The sequence below is a fragment of the Citrobacter sp. UYEF32 genome (assembly GCF_040546205.1).
Lineage (GTDB): Bacteria > Pseudomonadota > Gammaproteobacteria > Enterobacterales > Enterobacteriaceae > Phytobacter > Phytobacter diazotrophicus.
The window spans coordinates 223,888-241,933 of the sequence record NZ_JBEPNI010000004.1; the positions used below are offsets into that span (position 1 = coordinate 223,888).

Annotated in this window: 16 protein-coding genes and 1 riboswitch; of the genes, 11 read left to right on the top strand and 5 right to left on the bottom strand. The window is 49.8% G+C overall.

Features of this window, described 5'->3' with window-relative positions; translation table 11 throughout:
• The first annotated feature begins 3 nt into the window (after positions 1 to 3).
• From bcsD to oxyR, 5 genes are all read left to right on the top strand, one after another.
• Complete coding sequence (gene bcsD, locus ABIB59_RS12440; RefSeq protein WP_172399068.1) at positions 4 to 462, top strand: cellulose biosynthesis protein BcsD; 459 nt, start codon at positions 4 to 6, stop codon at positions 460 to 462.
• Between the two features lie 48 nt (positions 463 to 510).
• Entirely contained in the window at positions 511 to 1,470 is a 960-nt protein-coding gene (locus ABIB59_RS12445; protein ID WP_317078224.1) for a GGDEF domain-containing protein, read from the top strand.
• A gap of 41 nt (positions 1,471 to 1,511) precedes the next feature.
• Positions 1,512 to 2,432 carry a UTP--glucose-1-phosphate uridylyltransferase GalU gene (gene galU, locus ABIB59_RS12450; RefSeq protein WP_354035908.1) on the top strand — a complete coding sequence of 307 codons (921 nt, stop codon included), beginning with the start codon at positions 1,512 to 1,514 and terminating at the stop codon, positions 2,430 to 2,432.
• Positions 2,433 to 2,503: 71 nt separating this feature from the next.
• Positions 2,504 to 3,514 (top strand): family 8 glycosyl hydrolase, encoded by a 1,011-nt coding sequence (locus ABIB59_RS12455; RefSeq protein WP_354035638.1) that lies wholly within the window; start codon positions 2,504 to 2,506, stop codon positions 3,512 to 3,514.
• A gap of 310 nt (positions 3,515 to 3,824) precedes the next feature.
• Positions 3,825 to 4,739, top strand: a complete 915-nt coding sequence (gene oxyR / locus ABIB59_RS12460) for a DNA-binding transcriptional regulator OxyR (RefSeq protein ID WP_039077145.1) — start codon at positions 3,825 to 3,827, stop codon at positions 4,737 to 4,739.
• A 12-nt stretch (positions 4,740 to 4,751) separates the two neighbouring features.
• On the opposite strand, the gene ABIB59_RS12465 is transcribed toward oxyR, so the two are convergent.
• The gene (locus ABIB59_RS12465) at positions 4,752 to 5,177 is read right to left on the bottom strand and encodes a hypothetical protein (protein ID WP_079498532.1); all 426 of its coding nucleotides are present in this window, start codon (positions 5,175 to 5,177) and stop codon (positions 4,752 to 4,754) included.
• A gap of 440 nt (positions 5,178 to 5,617) precedes the next feature.
• Positions 5,618 to 6,871, bottom strand: coding sequence for an enolase C-terminal domain-like protein (locus ABIB59_RS12470; protein ID WP_039077147.1), 1,254 nt, complete (start codon positions 6,869 to 6,871; stop codon positions 5,618 to 5,620).
• Positions 6,872 to 7,208: 337 nt separating this feature from the next.
• Between ABIB59_RS12470 and ABIB59_RS12475 the strand changes: the two genes are divergently transcribed.
• The 4 genes from ABIB59_RS12475 (at position 7,209) to gudD (ending at position 12,184) form a co-directional block, all read left to right on the top strand.
• Entirely contained in the window at positions 7,209 to 7,976 is a 768-nt protein-coding gene (locus ABIB59_RS12475) for an SDR family oxidoreductase (RefSeq protein WP_039077148.1), read from the top strand.
• 55 nt (positions 7,977 to 8,031) lie between these two features.
• Positions 8,032 to 9,318 (top strand): MFS transporter, encoded by a 1,287-nt coding sequence (locus ABIB59_RS12480; RefSeq protein ID WP_108700680.1) that lies wholly within the window; start codon positions 8,032 to 8,034, stop codon positions 9,316 to 9,318.
• 80 nt (positions 9,319 to 9,398) lie between these two features.
• Positions 9,399 to 10,115, top strand: coding sequence for a FadR/GntR family transcriptional regulator (locus tag ABIB59_RS12485; RefSeq protein WP_039077150.1), 717 nt, complete (start codon positions 9,399 to 9,401; stop codon positions 10,113 to 10,115).
• A 728-nt stretch (positions 10,116 to 10,843) separates the two neighbouring features.
• Positions 10,844 to 12,184, top strand: coding sequence for a glucarate dehydratase (gudD, locus tag ABIB59_RS12490; protein WP_165158028.1), 1,341 nt, complete (start codon positions 10,844 to 10,846; stop codon positions 12,182 to 12,184).
• Between the two features lie 48 nt (positions 12,185 to 12,232).
• Here gudD and crcB read toward each other — a convergent pair whose 3' ends face one another.
• Positions 12,233 to 12,607 carry a fluoride efflux transporter CrcB gene (gene crcB, locus ABIB59_RS12495; RefSeq protein ID WP_354035642.1) on the bottom strand — a complete coding sequence of 125 codons (375 nt, stop codon included), beginning with the start codon at positions 12,605 to 12,607 and terminating at the stop codon, positions 12,233 to 12,235.
• A gap of 80 nt (positions 12,608 to 12,687) precedes the next feature.
• Positions 12,688 to 12,757: riboswitch (Fluoride riboswitch) on the bottom strand.
• A 294-nt stretch (positions 12,758 to 13,051) separates the two neighbouring features.
• Between crcB and mntP the strand changes: the two genes are divergently transcribed.
• Positions 13,052 to 13,624, top strand: coding sequence for a manganese efflux pump MntP (gene mntP, locus ABIB59_RS12500; protein WP_354035644.1), 573 nt, complete (start codon positions 13,052 to 13,054; stop codon positions 13,622 to 13,624).
• Positions 13,625 to 13,901: 277 nt separating this feature from the next.
• Here mntP and ABIB59_RS12505 read toward each other — a convergent pair whose 3' ends face one another.
• Both ABIB59_RS12505 and ABIB59_RS12510 read right to left on the bottom strand, forming a co-directional pair.
• Positions 13,902 to 15,446, bottom strand: coding sequence for a methyl-accepting chemotaxis protein (locus tag ABIB59_RS12505; RefSeq protein WP_039077960.1), 1,545 nt, complete (start codon positions 15,444 to 15,446; stop codon positions 13,902 to 13,904).
• A gap of 423 nt (positions 15,447 to 15,869) precedes the next feature.
• A complete protein-coding gene (locus tag ABIB59_RS12510; protein ID WP_354035909.1) occupies positions 15,870 to 16,508 on the bottom strand; it encodes a TetR/AcrR family transcriptional regulator in 639 nt (212 codons plus the stop codon).
• A gap of 309 nt (positions 16,509 to 16,817) precedes the next feature.
• Here ABIB59_RS12510 and ABIB59_RS12515 point away from each other — a divergent pair, with 309 nt between their 5' ends.
• Entirely contained in the window at positions 16,818 to 18,035 is a 1,218-nt protein-coding gene (locus ABIB59_RS12515; RefSeq protein ID WP_071196025.1) for a Tm-1-like ATP-binding domain-containing protein, read from the top strand.
• Positions 18,036 to 18,046 lie beyond the last annotated feature (11 nt).

Consider the following 18,046-nt stretch of genomic DNA (forward strand, 5'->3'; position numbering starts at 1 on the left):
ATGATGTTTAGTAACCAAGACACCTATTTGCAACGCAACTATCAGGCAGGCTGGCATGACCTGGTGTATCTGTTTTTCAATGAGTTTTCAGACGGGCAGTCGGACAAAGACCCGGAAGCACTGAGACGTATTGGACAGATGATGGCCCAGTGGTATCCCATCGATCGTGCCACTACGGTGAGCGAACTGGAGAGCAGCATCAACCGCGTACTGGAGCTGTTTAACTGGGGATTCGTCAAGATGGCCCCGGCACAGCGTGAACTTATTCTGATGCATTGCGCCTGGCCGCACGCGCCGGAGCATCGCGATGAAGCGGGCTGGCGCCGCGCCAGTGCTACCGTACTGGAAGGGGCCTATTCGCAGTGGCTGGTTTCTCAGGGGGCGGGTAACCATGTTCCGGTTCGCTGGAAAGATAACGCCACCGAAGATGTATTGATTTTCCGTTACGCCATCAGCGAATAACGCCGCAAAGGCATTTCCATCCTGAACAGAGACAGTCAGGTGACCATTATGTTGAATGAAATTATTGTTGCTGGAAAAAAACTCGAGCTCGAAGATGTTCACTTTATGGAGGAAAATGCCTTTGTTTCACTGGTCTTTGATACCGCCGGGCGTATTATTTTTGCCAATCGCTATTTCTGCCAGTTAAGCGGTTTTAGCAGCGATGAAATTAAGGGCAAAGTATTATTCCAGGCCACGGATGAAGCATCATCCTCGTCAGTACTCACGGCGATAAATATTATCCTGCTTACTGGTGAAACCTGGCACGGTGAAATTTATCAGCCAACAAAGAATGGCGAACAACTGTGGATTGATGCCCGATTAACGCCGCGCAAAGATGAACAGGGCGAAGTGTTCGCCTTCGTGATGCTGGGCTTTGATATTACGCGGCATATGACCATACGCGAGAAGTTACACTATCGCGCGCACAATGACGCCCTGACCAGGACGTTGAATCGACAAGGCTATTTTATCCGTAGCCGCAAAAAAATCCGTGCTGCCAGAGCGCATGGCGCCCACACATTCGTGGCGATTCTTGATCTGGATAACTTCAAAAATATCAATGACGATCTGGGACATGCTGCCGGCGATGAGGTGCTGCGCTGTTTTATTAGCCGGGTGAAAAACTGTATTTCGCAAGATACCCTGTTAGGTCGTCTTGGGGGGGATGAATTTGCCCTGACCTTTATCGAAGGTATTGATGAGCCCGACGGACGACAATTATTACAGCACATTGTCGAGGAAACTCGCCAGCCCATGACCATAACCTCTCAGGCTCAGCCGGTCGGGTTATCGGTCAGTATTGGCGTAGCCAGATATCCCGAACATGGGCCAAATTTTTCATCGGTATTAAAAGCCGCCGACACCGCGCTTTATAAAGTTAAAGCACAAGGCGGAGACGATTTTATTAATTATCAGGTGACCGGAGTAACCGAGCCTGGCGGAATTATCAGTACCCTCGAGTGCTGATATTTAAGTTCACACAAAAACAGAGTTTGTCTCCAGAGGAAATAAGAATGTTAAAGGCTGTCATCCCGGTCGCAGGCCTCGGTACGCGTATGCTGCCCGCCACCAAAGCTATCCCCAAAGAGATGTTACCCGTGGTGGATAAGCCACTGATCCAGTATATCGTGCAGGAGTGTTATGCCAGCGGTGTCCGGGAAATCGTGCTGGTGACCCACTCCTCAAAGAATGCTATCGAAAACCATTTTGATACCTCCTTTGAGCTGGAGTCTCTTCTGGAATCACGTGTGAAAAACCAACTGCTGGAAGAAGTAAGAACCATTTGCCCGGCAGGTATGAAGATTATGCATGTCCGTCAGGGGCATTCGAAAGGTCTGGGTCACGCCGTGCTGTGTGCTGAATCGCTGGTAGGCGACAACGATTTTATCGTGGTCCTGCCGGATGTGCTCATTGACGACAGCCGGTGCAACATCGCACAGGACAATCTTGCCGCGATGATCAACCGCTTCACCAGCACCGGCGCGAGCCAGCTAATGATTGAGCGCGTGGCACATGAAGATGTCTCGCGTTATGGCGTGGTCGACTGTGGCGGTTACAACCTGCCAGAAGGTGGCTTTGGCCTTGTGCGTGGCATGGTGGAGAAACCTAAAGTGGCGGATGCGCCGTCGGATATGGCCGTTGTGGGGCGCTATGTGTTGTCGAAGGCTATCTGGCCGCTGTTGCACAAAACTCCTGTCGGGGCAGGCGGTGAAATTCAGTTAACCGATGCTATTGCCATGCTGCTTGAGCAATCCCCGGTTGAAGCTTACTGCCTGACCGGTAAATCCCATGACTGTGGCGATAAAATTGGCTACATGAAAGCCTTTGTTGAGTACGGTTTGCGACATGGCGCGACCGGCGAAACTTTCCGCCACTGGCTGCGTGATGAGCTTGTGCTGGCCCGCGCTGAGGCCGAAGCCGCACTGTAATTCGTTCCACAACCGGTAACGCCGTAGATCTTTTCTTTCACGGGTAGCCTCATTCAATAACAGGAAATCTCATGTTAAGAACTGCCTGGTTAATGACCTGTTTATCCCTTTCATTAGCCATTATGTCATTCTCAACACAGGCGCAGGATAATAACTGGACGCTGTTTAAGCATAATTATCTCAACGAAGATGGCCGCATTGTTGATCATGAGAATGGGGATATCAGCCACTCTGAGGGGCAGGGTTATGGCATGTTACTGGCGGTAATGAATAACGACCCGGCGACGTTCGAACAAGTGTGGCGCTGGACGCGCAACACGCTGCTTCGACCGTCGCTTTGGCTTTTCGCCTGGCGCTATGACCCCATCGAAAAGCGAGTGACCGATGAAAATAACGCCAGCGATGGCGATACATTAATCGCATGGGCATTATTACTGGCCGGGAAAAAATGGCATGACCAAAGTTATCTCACCGCATCGGAGAATATTCAGGACGCACTGATCAACTGCCTGATTATTGAGCAGGACAACCAGACATTACTTTTGCCTGGCTTATCAGGGTTCACCCGCGATGAGGGTTACGTGATTAATCCTTCATATTTTATCTTTCCGGCGTGGGAAAGTTTCTGGCAGCAACGACACAATGATATTTGGTTAAAACTCAGTAAATCGAGCGTTGCATTACTCGACAAAGCCCGCTTTGGAAAAACTCAGTTACCCAGCGACTGGATTTTTGTCAAAAATGGTGGTGAAGTCGAGCCTGCCGATAACTGGCCCGCCCGATTCAGTTATGATGCCATCCGTATCCCGCTTTATTTAAGTTTGAGCGAGACACAGCCGCACTCAATGGACAACTTTCGGCATTTCTGGGCGAATTACAGCCGCAACGCTACCCCCGCCTGGGTGGATGTTTCCGGCGACATGCAGGCGAATTATGACATGTCCGGTGGTATTCTGGCGGTGCGTGATTTAACGATGGGCGATTATCAACGAATGGATAAATCCCTGCATCCGGGAGAAGGTTATTATTTATCCGCTCTGCATATGCTTTCGTTATTCGCCGCGTCATTAAAAGGGTATTAAACCTGTTTTGGCAATTTGCCGCACTCCCTCGCGACAGGCACGAGGGCAGCATTAGATTCTGGCAGGACGCCTCAAAGAATAAACACTTATCGACCAGGAAAGCGCCTGTGCTGGTCGATGCGTTGTGTGGCGATCCGGGTGGCAAGACAAAGGCCAACCGCTAACGAATAATAAAAAACAATCACATCTCATGTGCAGGCATGAGGGAGAGACTTAATGGCAAAGTTGAAAATAATAAGATGTCATATGCAAATCACAGGGGTGTTTGTACGTCCACAACAGAGTGGGAATCTGCGGGCCGGGGAAATCAATGAACATCCGTAACCTTGAATATCTTGTCGCACTGGCAAAATACCGCCATTTTCAGCGCGCAGCGGAAGCATGTAATGTCAGCCAGCCGACGTTAAGTGCCCAATTGCGTAAGCTTGAAAACGAACTGGGCCTGCAACTGCTGGAGCGCACCACCCGAAAAATCCGCTTCACGCAGACGGGATTGCGCCTGGTCGAACAGACCCAGGTCGTACTCCGGGAAATTGAAGCGCTGAAAAATATGGCCAGCAGCAGCTATCACCAGAGTCTGTCGCAAACGCTGGATATCGGCATTATTCCAACCCTGGCGCCTTACATGTTTTCCCACATGAACGCCGTGTGCCACGAGAATTTCCCGGAGATCGAACTGGAAATTCATGAGGCGCAAACCAACCAATTGCTGAATATGCTGGAGTCAGACGCCATAAAATGCGCCATCATGACGTCCAATAAAGACACCAGCAAATACGTGGAACTGCCTTTATTTGATGAGCCTTTAATGCTCGGCGTCAGCCACCAACACCCCTGGGCGCGTCTTAATGATATTAATATGGGGCATCTGAAAAACAGTAAAATTCTGATGATCGATGATGGCAACTGCCTGCACAGCCAGGTGCTGCGTTATTGCTATCAGTTTGAGCTGGAACCCGATACGCGCTTCGTGGCAATGCACCTGGAGACATTACGTCGCGGTGTGGCATTCAACCGCGGCGTCTCCTTCTTCCCGCTGCTGTCCACCCAGCATGGTAATAATGAGAACATTAAATATCTGCGCTGTATCGCGCCGGAACCAAAACGCAAAGTGGTGCTGATTTTTCATCGCAGCGATCCGATGCGTAAGAAATACGAAATACTGCGCAACGCAATTGCACGATATATGGAACGCTACTTTATCGATTTCAATGTGATGGCGTAGCAGAACTCAGCATTATGGATGCTGACACATATCGCCGTGTTCCCGATTCTCTTCGCGACAATCATGCGCCCGCATGGTTGTCGCTTTTTCCATTAGCCCCTGCATAATCTGCTCCGGCAATACCACTCCGCGATGGTACAACTCTTCAATATTTAACCAGACCGTCACCAACAGAATGGTGTAATCCGCAACCGCTAAGGGTGCCTGCTGCGAAGCGATAAACGGCAGACGTGCGCTAAGCCGGGCAAAATGTTCAGTGCTGACCTCATCCTGATAATAAGGCCGTGATAAAAGTTGATAGAGCTCGCTCTCATCGCCAGCGGCTACCCAGGACAGCCGCACCGCAATAGTTTTTACAAATGGCGGAACCAGGACATTTTCATCGGATAGCGGATCCAGATGTAAAGGGTGGCCTTGACTTTGCGGTTCAGCTTTCATCGTTTCCTCGATACCGGGTGTAATTATCCGTGGTCATTCTTATATTCATCGACCTGCCCGGGAATTTCTTTAGTGTTTTATATAAAATAGATAATAATTGCGTAATGATCCATGCTCATTTTCCTAAAACACGAATAAAAACCAATAAAAGCAAAAGCTTAAATACTGATCAATTATTGATAAAATCGATCTAAGTTTCTTCTATTTATATACGGCGTTTATTAAAGTGGCGATTATTCCGTTTTTAATAGGCAAACAAGGGAGATTGAAGGACTTATTTTAAAAAGGTGGCGTAAGAAAATTCCCATGTCGGGAATAATGATAAAGGAAATGTGATGGAGAAAGTGCCGGACCTCAAGCACAGTTTATAGAACTGATGGACAGGGACAGCAGCCAGGAGAGGGTATTAAGCCCGACAGTGTGTGCCGGGCGGCTGTCATTTACGGTCTTGAGGACGTACCGTCAGGGGTACGCGCCATCGTCCAGGAAGGTATTCCCCCCTCGCATGGATATTTCGCCGCTTTGGCTTCGTCAATGTCGATACCCAGACCCGGCTTGTCGTTCAGGTAGGCATAGCCGTGATCGATCTCCGGACATCCCGGGAAGACATCACGCAACGCGTCGTTCATGGGGGTGTATTCCTGAATACCAAAGTTCGGCGAGCTCAAATCAAGGTGCATGTTGGCGCAAACCCCGACCGGAGAAATGTCGCCCGGCCCATGCCATGCGGTACGCACACCGTTCAGTTCACTGTAGACGGCGAGCTTCTTCGCTGGCGTAATGCCGCCGATGGTGCTCACGTGGCAGCGAATGTAATCGATCAGTTTGTTATCGATAAGCGGCTTCCACTCATTCACATTCACAAACAACTCACCCATGGAAATGGGGGTAGAAGACTGCTGACGCAGCATTTTCAGCCAGTCAATGTTTTCCGGCGCCACCGGATCTTCAAGATAAAAGAGCTGATACTGTTCGAGCGTTTTGGCCAGATTAATGGCGGTCACCGGGGTCACGCGCTCATGCACGTCATGAATAAATTCGATACCAAAACCGAGCTTGTTACGCAGGTGGTCGAACAGACGTGGAACGCTTTTCGCGTAGGCATCCGGATCAAAATAGATACCGGGCGTTTTGCTGCGCGGAGAACGCTTCGGCTGAATGTTCTTCGCGCGAGCCAATTGCGTGGCGATCAGTTTGAGGTCATCGGTCCCCGCGCCGCCATACATCCCCATCTGGCAGCGAACATACTGATAGCCCTCTTCCATTCTGGCGCGGATGTTATCCTCCACTTCCACTTCATCGCCACCGTCGGTGTGACAATACAGTGGGATCCCATCACGGCATTTTCCGCCCAGCAGATCATAAACCGGCATCCCAGCCAGCTTACCTTTGATATCCCACAACGCCATGTCCACACCGGACAACGCATTGTTCATGACAGGGCCATTACGCCAGTAGCCGCTCACCGCGCCCGATTGCCAGATATCCTCAATACGCGTTGGATCTTTGCCAATCAGGAATGGCGCCATGTACTCATCGATCGCGCTTTTTACCGCGAAGATACGTTGGGTAAATGTTGCACATCCCAACCCATATAGCCCCGGCTCGTTGGTCTCAACCTTAACAACCGCCAAATCAATGCCACCTGGCGCCGTCAGAATCGTTTTCACGTTGGTGATTTTCAGATTACTCACTTTCACTCCTCAACTCAGCGAATTTACCGCATGTCATACCGTTGTGGATGACATGACGCATATTTGTAAGTTGTCCTACAACTTGGCATTGTTATATCACGCTTCTTTTACAGAGGAACATTGTGAGTTCCATTCTGTGACAGCGATCAAATCGCATTTAGCAGAATACAAACAAATAATTTAAATTCAATCACTTAATATCATTTAAACGATCGTCATTCGGAACTGTTTGTGATCCTTGTTGCAAATTTATAGGTGAACTGTTGATTTTATCAGGGTGAAAATTCAACCTCTAAAAAGATAGTCGTCATACAAATTAAACGAGAGAGGAAACAACATGACCGCTTTATTTGATTTAACCGGGAAAACGGCACTGGTAACGGGCTCTGCGCGTGGACTGGGCTTTGCCTACGCAGAGGGCCTTGCCGCTGCGGGCGCGCGGGTTATCCTCAATGATATTCGCGACACGCTGCTTGCCGAATCCGTGGATACGCTGACAAGCAAAGGCTACGACGCACACGGTGTGGCTTTCGACGTCACCGATGAACAGGCCATTGAGGCGGCTTTTAGCAAGCTCGATGCAGAAGGGATCAGCGTTGATATCCTGATCAATAATGCCGGTATTCAGTACCGCAAACCGATGGTCGAACTGGAACTGGAAAACTGGCAAAAGGTGATCGACACCAACCTCACCAGCGCTTTTCTGGTCTCCCGCGCAGCAGCAAAACGGATGATTGCGCGCAACAGCGGCGGTAAAATCATTAATATCGGTTCGCTCACCAGCCAGGCGGCCCGCCCTACCGTTGCCCCGTACACGGCGGCAAAAGGTGGCATCAAAATGCTCACCTGCTCGATGGCCGCAGAATGGGCGCAGTTTAATATCCAGACCAATGCCATTGGGCCCGGCTATATCCTTACCGACATGAACACCGCGCTTATCGAAGACAAGCAGTTCGACAGTTGGGTGAAAAGCAGCAACCCTTCTCAGCGTTGGGGGCGTCCGGAAGAGCTCATCGGCACCGCCGTCTTCTTATCATCCAAAGCATCAGATTATATCAACGGGCAAATTATTTACGTCGATGGTGGTTGGCTCGCAGTGTTGTAATTAACATCTACTGCCATTCGTTAAGCGAACGGCAGTAATTAAACGGGAAAATATCATGATTCAAAACATACAAAAAAAGTTAGCACCGATTCGCTGGCGTAAATTAATTCCGCTGGCATTTATTACCTATAGTCTTGCCTATCTCGATCGAGCTAACTATGGATTTGGCGCAGCTTCCGGTCTGGCTGAGGATCTCAATATCACACCTGGGATCTCCTCTTTACTCGGTGCACTGTTCTTCCTTGGGTATTTTTTCTTTCAGGTACCGGGAGGTATTTACGCTGAAAAAAGAAGTGCCAAGAAGCTTATTTTTTGGAGCTTAATCCTGTGGGGAATATTAGCAACAGCGACCGGTATGGTCCACGACGTTAAGGTCCTGGCAGTCATTCGCTTCCTGCTTGGCGTGGCTGAAAGTGTTGTGATGCCTGCCATGCTTGTATTCTTAAGCCATTGGTTTACTAAGAAAGAAAGGTCAAAAGCCAACACATTCCTTTTTCTTGGCAACCCCATCACCGTACTCTGGATGTCAGTGCTGTCAGGCTATCTCGTGGATGCTTTTGGCTGGCGCGGTATGTTTATTATCGAAGGCGTCCCAGCTATCATCTGGGCGGCTATCTGGTGGTTTATCTTTGTTGACCGCCCCACGGATGCTAAATGGTTAACAGAGCAAGAAAAAGAAGATATTGAAGCGGCACTAGCAGCAGAACAAACCAATATTAAAGAAATTAAAAACTACAGCGAAGCATTTCGTTCTGGCAAAGTCTTATCACTCTCCTTTATTCATTTCTTCTGGAATATTGGGATGTATGGTTTCATTATGTGGCTACCCTCTATTTTGAAATCAGCATCTGGATTGAGCATCGTAGCAACAGGCTGGCTATCCGCAGCCCCTTACTTATTAGCTGTGCCACTTATGCTGAGTGCATCCTGGTATTCAGATAAATTTCTGAACCGTAAAATCATTGTTCTTCTGTTTTTAGGATTGGGCGCAATCTGCTTTATTGGATCGTTTACTGTTGGGGCATCCAATTTCTGGCTCTCGTATGTCTTGTTGATGGTTGCCGGTGGCGCGATGTATACCCCTTACGGACCGTTCTTTGCCGCAATACCGGAAATGATCCCACGTAATGTGATGGCAGGCGCGATGGCATTTATCGTTAGTTTCGGCGCTCTGGGCTCATTCGTCGGCTCATGGATTGTTGGTTATCTGAATGGCTTAACAGGCGGACCTGGTGCTTCTTATGTCTTTATGGGAGCCTCACTGGTAGTGGCGGTGTTGCTCACCTCACTCACCTCGTTTAGCACAAAAGAATCCGCGCAAGCAAAAGTACAAACTTGTTAAGATCGGGCGCCCGCCTGGGCGCTTTGATTTTAAAAATGATATAAAGTATGACGTTTCTAAACTGACTGCGGATACCCATCTTGAGCATAAAATCCATTCAAAAACAGAATGTTGTAAATGAAATTTATGATCAGATAAGCGCAAAACTGCTGGATGGCAGTTGGGCACCGGGTAGCCGTTTGCCTTCAGAAGCGGAGCTGACCACTTCATTTAATGTCAGCCGGGTCAGCGTACGCAGCGCGGTTCAGCGCTTTCGCGATCTTGGGATTGTGGTGACACGCCAGGGCAGTGGCAGTTACGTGAGCGAAAATTTCACCCCGCAAATGTTGAGTAACGATCCGCGCCCAATCATGCACCTCAGCCGCGAAGAGTTTCACGATATGATGATTTTCCGTCAGACCGTGGAGTTCAAATGCGTGGAGCTCGCGGTCACACACGCGACTGATGACGACATCCGCCAGCTTGAAGAAGCGCTTAATAATATGCTGATCAACAAGGGCGACTACAAAAAGTACTCGGCAGCGGACTACGAGTTCCATCTTGCGATTGTCAGGGCATCACACAACAGCGTGTTTTATAACGTGATGAACTCTATTAAAGATATCTATTACTACTATCTTGAAGAGCTTAACCGTGCGCTGGGGATCACTCTAGAAAGTGTGGAAGCCCATATCAAAGTTTATATGTCGATCAAAAACCGCGATGCCACCACGGCGGTTGAAGTTCTTAACGAGGCGATGTCAGAAAATATTACTGCTATCGAAAAGATCAAATCGACGGACAGCGCTAAGAAATAGATAAGGCTCGCCAGTAGCAGTCGCGAGGTGAAAGGGATTACCGGGTAGACTACCGCTCCCCATGTATACCTTTCCGGGCAACCAGCCTCCCAAAACGAAAAATTCGTGACTCCTTTCGCATTTGTTTTCCAAAATGGCAGCTTTTATAAGCCCTGCTATTTTGGCCATGTACACGGCGGGAAAGCTCTGCTTTCAGATTTTCATCAAGAAGATAACCCAAAGCATCTATGACCATTTGTGAATGACCTGAGGGGCTCACCAGCGCCTGTTTTAACGCAAATGTTACTTTGGCGTTTTATTTCGTGAATACCGTCGCGCTAAACTGGACAAATGACAGAAAAACACCTTTATTCAAGGGTATAAAAACAGGCAAAAGCACAGCGAAAAAGCGCATAAAAATACCTATAATTTGGGTAATGTGCCGATGTTTTGCGGCAAATTTTATCCCCTCAACCACGTTCATTTTCAGTTCTTTTCCTGCCTGCACATGATCATATTTTAATGACGCCACATAGTTTGAAAACAATGTAACTATCTAATAATTAAAGAATTACTTCATTTCTATTGATTCAATTATTGAATTAATAAAGCACTCAGTCAGTCTGTTTTTGTTGGAATGAAAGTCATAGAATCCTGGCAACACGCAATTCAGCGCCACGTTTTATATCCATGGCAGATGACCGTTTATGACGTCGGTATTCGGTTACCATCTATCCGCAGGAGGAATTATGTCAGGCCAGTCTTCAACTCCAGTCGTAACATCCGTCAAAGTGATCCCGGTCGCCGGGCATGACAGCATGCTGATGAACCTGAGCGGTGCGCATGCGCCGTTCTTCACCCGTAACATCGTTATCATCACCGACAACGCCGGCAACACCGGCGTCGGCGAAGTCCCCGGCGGCGAAAAAATCCGCCAGACTCTGGAAGACGCGACGCCGCTGATTGTCGGCAAAACCCTCGGCGCCTACAAAAATGTCCTCAATGAGGTGCGCAGCGCCTTTGCTGACCGTGACGCCGCGGGCCGGGGTCTGCAGACTTTTGACCTGCGCACCACCATCCACGTGGTTACCGCCATTGAATCCGCCATGCTCGACCTGCTGGGCAAACACCTGGGCGTCAACGTCGCCTCCCTGCTCGGTGACGGCCAGCAGCGCAGCGAAGTGGAAATGCTCGGCTACCTGTTCTTCGTCGGCAACCGTAAGGCGACGCCGCTGCCCTATCAGAGCCAGCCGGATGACAAATGCGACTGGTACCGCCTGCGTCATGACGAGGCGATGACCCCGGATGCCGTGGTGCGTCTGGCGGAAGCCGCGTATGAAAAATACGGCTTCAATGACTTCAAACTGAAAGGCGGCGTGCTGGCCGGTGAAGAAGAGGCGGAATCCATTGTCGCCCTGGCGAAGCGCTTCCCGCAGGCCCGCGTCACCCTCGACCCGAACGGCGCCTGGTCCCTGAACGAAGCCATCAGCATCGGTAAGTACCTGAAAGGTTCGCTGGCCTACGCGGAAGACCCGTGTGGCGCGGAGCAGGGCTTCTCCGGGCGTGAAGTGATGGCGGAGTTCCGCCGTGCCACCGGCCTGCCGACCGCCACCAACATGATTGCCACCGACTGGCGTCAGATGGGGCACACGCTCTCCCTGCAGTCGGTGGATATCCCGCTGGCGGACCCGCACTTCTGGACCATGCAGGGCTCCGTGCGTGTGGCGCAGATGTGCCACGAGTTCGGCCTGACCTGGGGCTCCCACTCCAACAACCACTTCGACATCTCGCTGGCGATGTTCACCCATGTGGCGGCAGCGGCGCCGGGTAAAATCACCGCCATCGACACCCACTGGATCTGGCAGGAAGGCAACCAGCGTCTGACCCGAGAGCCGTTTGAGATTAAAGGCGGGATGGTGCAGGTGCCGACAACGCCGGGTCTGGGCGTGGAGCTGGATATGGATCAGGTGATGAAGGCGCACGAGCTGTATCAGAAACACGGTCTGGGCGCGCGCGACGATGCAATGGGGATGCAGTACCTTATCCCCGGCTGGACGTTCGACAACAAACGTCCCTGCATGGTGCGTTAACCCATAGTGATTGATACAAGGCCCGCAGGCGTAAACCTGCGGGCTTTTTTACAGCATGTTGATGACAAAGAAGCCCAGTGCGGTCATCAACAATGAGCCAAACACATGCACCATCACCGACGTGATGGCCCACAGATAATTGCCTACCTGTAGCTGGGAAAAAATTTCCAGCGAAAATGTTGAAAACGTGGTCATTCCCCCGCACAGCCCGGTGGTAATCAGTAATCGCCAGGTCGGATCCAGATGTGGCTGTCGCGTAAAGAACGCCAGCGCCCCGCCAATAATAAACCCGCCAGTCAGGTTCACCAGCAACGTGCCAGGCGGTAGATTCGGAAAGAGCGCATTCAGGCGCACTGAGAGCAGCCAGCGGATCACGCAACCAGCCGAACCACCGATAATGACGGCCATGAGAGATTTCAGCATGTTTTCCTCAACAATAATAAAAGTGTCCGAGGCATGCAGGAGGGAAAAAGATAAGCGCCCGACATGCCTCCATTAAAAGAGTCATACCAGGCGTCATCAGCTTCGCTGGGAAGCGGTTGGGTAAGGTGGAACGCCATCACCTTGCATGCATTGTTCAACGTTTTTTGCCGGGAGGCAAGAAAGGAACATTCATATCCCGAATGCATCCACATAAACGCAGCGGCACGACACCACGAGCTTACGTCACGTCAGCCCAGCGCAACGCCTTCATTCTGCGACGATAAAACCAAACATAGCCAGTGCAATAAAACATAGCCAATACTATATATAGTTGATTTATAAGATATTTTTTGCATTTATGATATTTACATGGCAGCATGACACTCTCTGATATTTGATGCATTTGACCCGTTTCGACACAAACGGGTATTGAAAGGTACGCACATGAGTTTCTACGCACTCCTCATTCTGGCATTTGGGATGTCTATGGATGCCTTCGCGGCATCCATCGGTAAAGGGGCGGCACTTTATCGCCCGCCGCTGAGAGAAGCGCTGCGCACTGGCATCATCTTTGGCGTGGTCGAAGCCATCACTCCGGTGATTGGCTGGGGGATTGGCCTGGCCGCCAGCCAATACGTTATGCGCTGGGATCACTGGATTGCCTTTGCTCTGCTGATGCTGCTCGGCGTGCGTATGGTAGTTGAGGGGATGAAAAAAGACGGGCGGGAACCGGTAAATGCGCCCAGACGGCACGGCTTTTGGTTACTGGTCACCACCGCTATCGCCACCAGCCTGGACGCTATGGCTGTCGGCGTGGGGCTGGCTTTTCTGGAGGTGAACATTGTCACCACCGCCTTGCTGATAGGTCTTGCCACCACCATTATGGCCACGACAGGGATGCTGCTGGGCCGTTATCTGGGGGCCGCGATGGGTAAGTGGGCCGAAGTGATGGGTGGCATAGTGCTGATCGGCATCGGCTGCTCCATTTTGCTGGAACACCTGGCAGTCTTTGCCTGACCTCTGTCGCAAAGGTGGCGTAGAAGGATAGCGCCCCTTGCGGCAGATGACCTTCTCCGTCTCTGAGTTTCCCTGGGTCTTTAATACTTATCCCGTTAATGCGCTAGCAAATTTTTATAACGTCGCTGTATGAAATGTTTAATGCGGCAACACAATCCTGATCATCACAACAGAACGCTCAGCGGCCCGTTCGTTACGCTAATTTCGACAGATGAGTGCCAGTTTTGATCTTGCGTTTAAAAGCCCCGCCTCACCTGACGGGGCGACATTGTGGTTATTAGCGGAATACAGAAATGGCTTCCGCCAGGCGTGTCACCTGACTGTTCAACCGATCTGACGCTTCTGCGCCCTCCTGAACACGGTCGGCATTTTGGTGGGTGAGTTTATCGAGCTCTTCTACCGCCAGGCTCATTTGGCTTATTGCCGACGCCTGTTCAGATGTCGCCTGACTGATATGCTCGATCAACTGGGTGACATGTTTAACCTTACCGACAATCTCCTGCATTGCTTTCCCTGCGTCATCGGCCAATTGACTACCGGAGCGAACCTGCGTCACGCTGGACTCTATCAGCGCTTTGATTTCGCTGGCTGCGCTGGCGCTACGCTGGGCGAGAATACGTACTTCACCGGCCACCACCGCGAAACCTTTTCCCTGCTCCCCCGCGCGGGCGGCTTCCACTGCGGCATTCAGTGCGAGGATGTTGGTCTGGAAGGCGATACTGTCGATGATGCTGGTAATACTGGCGATTTGATCGGAGCTGGAGCCAATGTTGCCCATCATTTCTATCATGCCGCTCATCACTTTGCCGCCCTGCTCCGCCGCTTCACGCGCCCCCTGCGATAAGGCACTGGCTTCGGCAGCGGTAAGGGTATTGCTTTTTACGGTGGCCGCCAGTTCGTTCATTGTCGCGGCTGTTTGCTGCACATTCGCCGCCGCCTGATCCGTCTGGCGACTCAGGCTATCGTTTCCTTTACATAAGGCATCCGCTGCATTCAGCACGCTCACGGCCTGACTACTGACATCGTTGATCAGCCATCGGAACATCAGCCCAAGCTGGCCAATAGCCCGCAGAGTAACGCCGACTTCGTCGATGCGTTTCGGTTGTTCAACCTGCTGCGTTTCCCCCGTTGCCACCTGCAGGGCCTGATGACACAAACGCTCGACGGGGCGCACAATTTGCATTTCCAGCCATGCCATCAACGCCAGAAGCAGGACAGCCATCACCCCGGTAAACATGCCCATTTGTCCAGGCGCTAACTGACATAACATCCCGACGAGAATACTCAATAAAAAGGTCGTCATTAACGCCGATCGAAGCCGCCAGCGTAATGGCATAGTCACAAACAACGAGCGCCAGCGCATAAATCCTTTACGAATGATCAACCCTTTGAAAAGGCGCTTACTGTTTGTCCCGCTCTCACGAAACTGACGATACAGCGTTTCTGCACTGGCGACTTCGTCGGCATCAGGCCTGGTGCGTACCGACATATATCCCTTCACATTCCCTTTGCGGATGATCGGGATTGCGTTGGCGCGAACCCAATAATGATCGCCATTTTTGCAGCGGTTTTTTACCAGTCCGCTCCATGGTTCTCCCTGCTTAAGGGTAAACCACATATCTGCGAATGCGTGCGGCGGCATATCAGGATGACGAACCAGATTATGCGGTTGCCCCTCAAGTTCACTGAGCGAAAAACCAGACACCTCAATAAAGGCATCATTAGCGTAATTAATATAACTCTCAGGATCTGTTGTAGACATTAACGTCGCATCATTATCAAAAATGCGTTCTTGCTGTGTTACAGGGTGATTCTCACGCATAGAATGTATTCCCCATAAAGCTTAAGAGAGTTTAATTTATATTGAAGGCCTGTCGTTATGTTGAAAGAATCGAGATAAACGCAATAAAATTATGCTATTGAAATAAAATAGCCATTGATCTCAGCATAGTTCACAAACAGATTTTATCACCACAAAACGCCACTTCTATAATCTACGACAATTATTTTCATTTAAAAAAAACTAAGCTTGCTTATCATTCTTAGCATCAATTAACAGAAGCACCCAGACCTGAAGAAAATAAAATCAAACCTTAATGCAAATTATAATGCTTATTTTAAATTGATATTTTAGAGAGGCTGAATTGCATTTTTATATACGCTTCAATTAACGGTGGGTTATTTTGGTTAAGTAAGGGGGCTATTGCTCCCTTACTTATAAGGCAGGCGGCGAGATAAACCAGTTTTACCCGGCATGATCCTCATGGGAGGATTCGCTATTGGCTTGATTTATAATAGCTTTAGCCATCCATTGCACGTTATCAATGACTTGTTGATTGTCCATGCCCCAGATATCTTTCATCACCAGAAAGACTTCCGAACCGTACAATAACGAAAAGGCGGCAATAACTTTGCGATACATCTCGGGGGAATATTTGTCCTTCACCGGTTCCATTACGCGAGCGAGCGTCGCTTTACGATTACCACGGACCAGCTTTTTTTCCATTTTATCCGGGGAGTGACGCTCAAGCGCCCATTGCTGCAATGAAACAAGCAGCGCAGCGCGCAAGGCACCTTCATGGCGAAACATTTCCGGGAACGCGAAATCAAACAACTCGGCAATACGCTCACCGACTTTATCATTGCTTTTGGGTTTCCATTCCCGAATAGTTTCCAGGCTCGCACCAACGGCAGCGGCAATAAGATCGCTTTGCGTGGGGAAGTAACGGTAAGCCGTCGCCCGTGAAACACCTGCTTCGGTGGCTAGTCTTGAAATGGAGGGGATCTCCCCTTTTTCAAACAAAAATAACGCCTTATTCATTAGCAAATCATACGTTTTCTTGCGTGTTACAGATGGCTCCAAAGCTTCCTCTCCATACATCATGACTTTCCCAACCACACCCGTTGTAACACAAACATAGCAAATCAACACTCGCCCATCCAGGCGGTGCGAAATGCAAAATCATGATCGGCTAAGAAATTAATTACCTTTAAAAACATGTGGTTAATTTTAACACTGAAAATTATTTGAGACAACCGTCTCATTTATGCTAGTTTTTTTGAGACGACCGTCTCAATCACTGCTACATTTTTTGAGACGGCAGTCTCAATCGTTGTCACACCAAATGCATTTCACTCTTCCGAATCTGAAATACTCGTTCGTTACAAAAGTGAGTTTAGTTAAGGAGAACACGTGAGCAAAGACAATGGCTACATATACGTCGTAACAACTCTTGACACGAAAAGCACGGAAGCTTTTTACGTTAAGTCGTTAATAAAAAAAACAGGCGCCGATGCCCTTATCGTTGACCTGACGACAGTGGCTGATAGCTCCGCAAGGGGTGCGGATATTTCAGCAACTACCGTGGCCCGCTTTCACCCCGAGGGAGAAAGTGCTGTCTTTTGTGGTGACAGAGGGAAAGCTATCACCGCAATGTCTCTCGCCTTTGAACTGTTCTTAAAAAGCCGTGAAGATGTGCTTGGGATAATCGGCTTAGGAGGGTCTGGCAATACCGCGTTAATTACGCCAGCCATGCAGGCCCTGCCAATTGGCGTTCCCAAACTGATGGTGTCAACTATGGCATCCGGAGACGTGTCCGGTTATATCGGTGCCAGCGATATCGCCATTATGAACTCCGTCACCGATATTTCAGGCTTAAACCGAATTTCCCGCAAAGTATTAAAAAGCGCAGCTAACCAGATTGCCGGTGCGGTGGTGTTCTATCAGGACGACAGCGAAGCCGTCACGGATAAACCCGCCATTGGTCTGACGATGTTCGGCGTCACCACGCCCTGCGTACAGCAAATCACACAAAAATTAGAAAACGATTATGACTGTCTGGTTTTCCATGCCACCGGTAGCGGGGGTAAGGCAATGGAAAAGCTGGCAGATAGCCACTTATTACACAGCGTACTGGATATCAGCACCACCGAAGTATGCGACTTCTTATTTGGCGGCGTTCTGGCCTGTAGTGATGACCGCTTCGGCGCGATCGCCCGCTCTAAAATCCCGTATATCGGCTCTTGCGGGGCACTTGATATGGTTAATTTTGGGTCCCGATCTTCGGTACCCGAGCACTATCGGGGTCGTCGGCTTTATCAGCACAACCCACAAGTAACATTGATGCGCACAACACCAGAGGAAAACGGCAAGATGGGGACATGGATTGCCGAGCGTTTAAATCGATGTGAGGGAGAAGTCAGATTTGCTATCCCCATGGGCGGTTTTTCTGCCCTGGACAACGTTGGCGGGGATTTCTGGGATCCAGAAGCAGATCGGGCTTTTCTCGATGCGTTTAAGGCAACATTTATCGAAACGCCGCACCGTAAACTGATCGTCAGCCCACACCACATCAATTCTGCCGAATTTAATCAGCTACTTATAAATTTACATAAAGAATTAATCCACTAAAGACGGAATTA

What these genes read in the sequence shown, in the direction of transcription:
- bcsD (WP_172399068.1), top strand. Translation starts at nt 4, where the DNA reads ATGTTTAGTAACCAAGACACCTATTTGCAACGCAACTATCAGGCAGGC.
- ABIB59_RS12445 (WP_317078224.1), top strand. Translation starts at nt 511, where the DNA reads ATGTTGAATGAAATTATTGTTGCTGGAAAAAAACTCGAGCTCGAAGAT.
- ABIB59_RS12455 (WP_354035638.1), top strand. Translation starts at nt 2,504, where the DNA reads ATGTTAAGAACTGCCTGGTTAATGACCTGTTTATCCCTTTCATTAGCC.
- oxyR (WP_039077145.1), top strand. Translation starts at nt 3,825, where the DNA reads ATGAACATCCGTAACCTTGAATATCTTGTCGCACTGGCAAAATACCGC.
- ABIB59_RS12465 (WP_079498532.1), bottom strand. Translation starts at nt 5,177, where the DNA reads ATGAAAGCTGAACCGCAAAGTCAAGGCCACCCTTTACATCTGGATCCG.
- ABIB59_RS12475 (WP_039077148.1), top strand. Translation starts at nt 7,209, where the DNA reads ATGACCGCTTTATTTGATTTAACCGGGAAAACGGCACTGGTAACGGGC.
- ABIB59_RS12480 (WP_108700680.1), top strand. Translation starts at nt 8,032, where the DNA reads ATGATTCAAAACATACAAAAAAAGTTAGCACCGATTCGCTGGCGTAAA.
- gudD (WP_165158028.1), top strand. Translation starts at nt 10,844, where the DNA reads ATGTCAGGCCAGTCTTCAACTCCAGTCGTAACATCCGTCAAAGTGATC.
- crcB (WP_354035642.1), bottom strand. Translation starts at nt 12,607, where the DNA reads ATGCTGAAATCTCTCATGGCCGTCATTATCGGTGGTTCGGCTGGTTGC.
- mntP (WP_354035644.1), top strand. Translation starts at nt 13,052, where the DNA reads ATGAGTTTCTACGCACTCCTCATTCTGGCATTTGGGATGTCTATGGAT.
- ABIB59_RS12505 (WP_039077960.1), bottom strand. Translation starts at nt 15,446, where the DNA reads ATGCGTGAGAATCACCCTGTAACACAGCAAGAACGCATTTTTGATAAT.
- ABIB59_RS12510 (WP_354035909.1), bottom strand. Translation starts at nt 16,508, where the DNA reads ATGATGTATGGAGAGGAAGCTTTGGAGCCATCTGTAACACGCAAGAAA.